General features: G+C 59.5%; 4 protein-coding genes. All 4 read left to right on the forward strand.

From position 1 onward, the window contains the following. The coding region (locus tag H0V78_10430) for a hypothetical protein (protein ID MBA2352168.1) at window positions 1-353 on the forward strand (353 nt) is incomplete at its 5' end. A 246-nt stretch (window positions 354-599) separates the two neighbouring features. Then, window positions 600-1,865, forward strand: a complete 1,266-nt coding sequence (gene urtA, locus H0V78_10435) for an urea ABC transporter substrate-binding protein (protein ID MBA2352169.1) — start codon at window positions 600-602, stop codon at window positions 1,863-1,865. Window positions 1,866-2,237: 372 nt separating this feature from the next. Beyond that, complete coding sequence (locus H0V78_10440) at window positions 2,238-3,683, forward strand: acetamidase/formamidase family protein (GenBank protein MBA2352170.1); 1,446 nt, start codon at window positions 2,238-2,240, stop codon at window positions 3,681-3,683. Window positions 3,684-3,976: 293 nt separating this feature from the next. After that, a partial coding sequence (locus H0V78_10445; GenBank protein MBA2352171.1) for an urea ABC transporter permease subunit UrtB occupies window positions 3,977-5,001 on the forward strand: 1,025 nt, incomplete at its 3' end.

The raw sequence follows: 5,001 nt of genomic DNA on the forward strand, positions 1-5,001 counted from the left end.
ACGATCTTGGCGACGTTCCCGATTGCGGCTCCGGCGAACCGGGCGCTGCCGCCTGCCCCGGCGGACGCAACGTCGGCGGACAGGTCGACGGCAATGCTTATCTCGCGACCGTCGCTTACCTGATTCCAGCAAAGATCGGCTGGGGGCAATTCCAGCCTTACCTGCGCTATCAGCGTTTCGATCGCGATCTGTCGGATACGACAAATGAGCAAACCGATATCGGTGTGAACTACGTGATCGACGGGCACAACGCGCGCATTACGGCAGTCTATTCGCGGCTCGACGACGATCGACTCGCCCCCGCGCAAACCGAGCGCGATCAATTCATCGTTGGCGTTCAGTTGCAGTACTGAGCGCCGGGCCATTCGCTGCTGCCATGCCATCTTGGTGCGCTCGTGAATTCCGCGCACCTGGATGGGGCATGCAACTCGTTTTGCAGCGACGCGCCAACCCTCGCTACAAGCAAAGAAAACAATCAGATCATCGCGTTGCCAGGCCTGTAGCCGCTTGGCACAGCTTCTGCGTAAGCGCACCGTACAGACACGGATAAGCGTGTTTACGCGCAAGGCGGCCTCACTCTCACCCTTCAGGAGCAAATCATGAAACGCAGGCATTTTCTCAAGTCATTGTCGCTGGCGGCCTCGCTTATCGGCGCCTCGCTGCCTACAAACATCACGAACGCGGCAGAGACGATCAAGGTCGGCATATTGCATTCGTTGTCGGGGACCATGGCGATCAGCGAAACCGTGCTCAAGGACGTGACGCTGATGGCGATCGACGAGATCAATGCCGAAGGCGGCGTGCTCGGCAAAAAGCTGCAACCGGTCGTCGTCGACCCGGCTTCGAACTGGCCTTTGTTCGCCGAGAAAGCGCGCCAACTTTTGACGCAAGACAAGGTGGCGGTCGTATTCGGCTGCTGGACTTCGGTGTCCCGCAAATCGGTGCTGCCGGTTTTCGAGGAACTGAACGGACTGTTGTTCTACCCGGTGCAGTACGAAGGTGAAGAGCTTTCCAAGAACGTGTTCTACACGGGCGCAGCACCCAATCAGCAAGCCATCCCGGCAGTCGAATATCTGATGAGCAAGGACGGCGGCGGCGCGAAACGTTTCGTGCTGCTCGGCACCGATTACGTTTATCCGCGCACGACCAACAAGATTTTGCGCGCGTTTCTCAAATCGAAAGGTATCGAGGAAAAGGATATCGACGAAAAATACACGCCGTTCGGCCACGCCGATTATCAAACAATCGTCGCCGACATCAAGAAGTTCGCGAACGGCGGCAAGACCGCGGTGGTTTCGACCATCAACGGCGATTCCAATGTGCCCTTCTACAAGGAGCTCGGCAACCAGGGCCTGAAAGCGACCGATGTGCCCGTGGTTGCGTTTTCAGTCGGCGAGGAAGAGCTGCGCGGCGTCGATACCAAGCCGCTGGTCGGTCATCTCGCCGCGTGGAACTACTTCATGTCGGTCAAGAACCCGAGCAACGAAGAGTTCAAGAAGAAGTGGGCTGCATATGCGAAGAAAAATAATCTGCCGAGCGCCGGCAAGCCGCTGACCAACGATCCGATGGAAGCAGCTTATGTCGGCATGCATATGTGGAAGCAAGCGGTTGAAAAAGCCCAAACCACCGATGTCGACAAAGTCATCGTCGCGATGGCCGGCCAGACGTTCAAGGCGCCGGACGGCTTCACCATCAAGATGGACGAAAAGAATCATCACCTGCACAAGCCGGTATTGATCGGCGAAGTGCAAGCGAATGGGCAGTTCAATGTGGTGTGGAAAACCAGGGAGCCGATCAAGGCCAAACCGTGGAGCCCGTTCATCGCCGGCAACGACAAGAAGCCGGACGAGCCGGAGAAGAAATAAGCAAACCGGGAGGATGCTCGCGACAGGAGGGCTGGTTCTGCCTCCCCCTTTAAAAAAGGGGGACTGAGGGGGATTTGAATGTCCGCGAAAGCAAACACCGCAAATCCCCCTTCCCCCCTTTTGATAGTTTGGTCCAAAACGTCGCTGCGCAAAGAGGGAGACGAAGCTTTGCTGCCAAGAGCCCGGATAGTGTTGTCAAAGTCAGGTAGCGGGGGCGCAGTAACTCTTCCTCGACGACGCTGGATTCCCGCTGCAGCCTGCCCTCGAATGCCTTGATCGGGGCGGGACGACGGACAAGAAAATGCTGGTTGGGTTTACGCAATTCTCCACGGTACCGACTTCCGTCCAACGCCAGGAAAACGGAGTGCCCCCATGAACCACGATCACGACCCTAAAGCCTGCTCCCACAAAGCTTGTTCCGACGGCGAGCTGTCCGCCGAAGCGCCCGACGCCGGACGACGCCAGTTTCTGCAAAGCGGCGGAGCCGCTGGTGCTGTTGCCGCATTCGGGTCCATCGGCGCGGCGTCGCTCGCGCACGCGCAAACAGCGCCGACGCGCAGCACGATCAGCCACTATCACATCCCGGCAAGTGACAAGACCATCCATTGGGGTTATTTCAGCAAAAGCCTGAAGCCGCTGGTTTCGGTCGAGTCGGGCGATTTCGTCACCATAGAGACGATCACTCACCACGCCTATGACGATTTCGAGCGCATGATCAAGGGCGACCCTGGCGCCGAGAGCATTTACTACTGGGACAAGACCCGAAAGGGCGTGAACCGGCGCGGCGCCGGACCGATGGACGCGTCGCTGTTTGGGCGCGGCGCGGGAGAAGGCCTGGGCGTGCACATCTGTACCGGTCCGGTGGCGGTTAAAGACGCGCAGCCCGGCGACATTCTCGAAGTCCGCATCCTCGACGTCAAGCTGCGGCCCTGCGCCAACCCCAAGTACAAGGGCAAAAGCTTCGGCAGCAATGCGGCGGCGTGGTGGGGTTTTCACTACAAAGACATGATCGAGGAGCCGAAGCAGCGCGAGGTCATTACCATCTACGAGGTGGATGCCGCCGGTGAGCGCAATTGCGCGAAAGCCGTGTACAACTTTCGCTGGGCGCCGCAGACCGATCCTTCAGGCGTGCTGCACAAGACCATCGACTATCCGGGAATCCCGGTCGACCATAGCCTGGTGCAGGAAAACTTCGACATATTGAAGAATGTGCGCGTACCCATACGCCCGCATTTCGGCACCATGGGACTGGCGCCAGCCGAGGCCGATATTGTCGATTCCATTCCGCCCAGCTACACCGGCGGCAACATCGACAACTGGCGCATCGGCAAGGGCGCCACGATGTACTATCCGGTCGCGGTACCCGGCGCGCTGCTGTCGGTCGGCGATCCGCATGCTTCGCAAGGCGACTCCGAGCTGTGCGGCACGGCCATCGAGTGCTCGCTGACGGGCACCTTCCAGCTCATCCTGCACAAGAAAGCGGCCCTCCCGGGAACGCCATTGCAGAACCTCGATTATCCGCTGCTCGAAACCCAGGACGAGTTCATCCTGCACGGCTTCAGCTTCGCCAACTACCTGGCCGAGTTGGGGCCGAAGGCGCAGTCCGAGATCTACTCCAAATCATCCGTAGACCTTGCGCTGCGCGACGCCTTTCGCAAGATGCGCCACTTCCTCATGACCACCCAGGGGCTGAGCGAGGACGAGGCGATATCGCTGATGTCGATCGCCGTGGATTTTGGCATCACCCAGGTCGTGGACGGCAACTGGGGCACGCACGCGATCATCAAGAAAAGCCTGTTTGGCGTCGCCGAAACTTAGTTGCAAGATTCGGATTCGGCCAGGGCCTGTTCCAAATATAAATGCAATATATTCCCGTTCGGCCTGAGCTCGTCAAAAGCCGTTCATGCTTCGACAAGCCCAGCACGAACGGCTTTTGACTTTTGTTAGTTATTTACCGAGCGACACAGTAACAAGTGAAGTGGTGGACTTTTTTTCGTTTCTGAGGGCCCTCCGCTGCGCTCAGGATGACAAAGACTGGGGTTGCCATACGCCAAGTGAAAGCTCGGTAGTCAGCGATCCCTTACCGAATCCTGACCAATAAAAGGCACGAGATGTCAGCGCTTGCCGCCAAGTCACTCACGCGCTTGCTGCGCAGCGGTTTCATCGCCGCGCTCCTGCTTTCCGGCGCCGCTCATGCGCTCACACCCGAGGCGATCGCCAGACTCGCGCTCGGTGAAAGCGACGAGAAAATCGAAGCGATAAACGCCATCGTCGCCGCGGGCGATGCATCGGCCATCCCGCTGCTGCAAGCGCTGCAGGAAGGCAGACTGCAAACTGCCGGCGAGCGGGTGCTGATCGTGGACGGCGAAACAGCGATCGACGCGGCAAGCCGGCAGGCAATCTCACCGTTGCCGGAAAACCGCGAAGACGTTCTGGTGAACAATCGTTTGCGGCGAGCGTTGGGTGCGGCGATCGCCGCATTGCGGCTCGCTTCAAACGACCGCGATGTCCGACTCGCCGCAGCCCTCGCATTGCAGGGCGAGGCTGACGAGTCGCTGCTGCCGGCGATCGGCAAAGCGTTCGCGAAAGAAACCGATCCGGAGATTAAAAATCAGCTCGCACTGATCGGCGCGGCGACGCAGTTGCAAAGCGATGATGCCGCGACCCGGCTCGCCGCGGTCAAGGCCCTGGCGCAAGGAAACAGCCAGAACACCCGAGCGCTGCTGCTCGGCTTGCTGGAAAAAAAAGGCGATGCATACGTCGAGCGCGATCCGGCGATTCGCGCCGAAGCGCAACGCTCTCTCAACGCCGTCGAATCCAGAATCGCCAACGGTGAGCGCATCGCGCAGATTTTCAGCGGCATCAGCCTGGGCAGCATCCTGCTGCTGGCGGCGCTTGGCCTCGCCATCACCTACGGCTTGATGGGCGTGATCAACATGGCGCACGGCGAGATGATCATGATCGGCGCCTACGCGACCTGGCTCGTGCAGAACGCTTTTCGCGACTATGCCGTCGGTTATTTCGATTGGTATCTGTTGTGCGCGGTGCCTGTCGCTTTTGCCGCCGCCGCGCTGGTCGGCATGCTGGTCGAGCGCAGCGTCATCCGCTGGCTCTACGGCCGCCCGCTGGAGACGCT

The sequence above is a fragment of the Burkholderiales bacterium genome (assembly GCA_013695435.1).
In the GTDB taxonomy this organism is placed as follows: domain Bacteria; phylum Pseudomonadota; class Gammaproteobacteria; order Burkholderiales; family JACMKV01; genus JACMKV01.

Bases quoted from the DNA above. Each gene is read 5' to 3' on its own strand.
- H0V78_10440 (MBA2352170.1), top strand. From the start codon at position 2,238: ATGAACCACGATCACGACCCTAAAGCCTGCTCCCACAAAGCTTGTTCC.
- urtA (MBA2352169.1), top strand. From the start codon at position 600: ATGAAACGCAGGCATTTTCTCAAGTCATTGTCGCTGGCGGCCTCGCTT.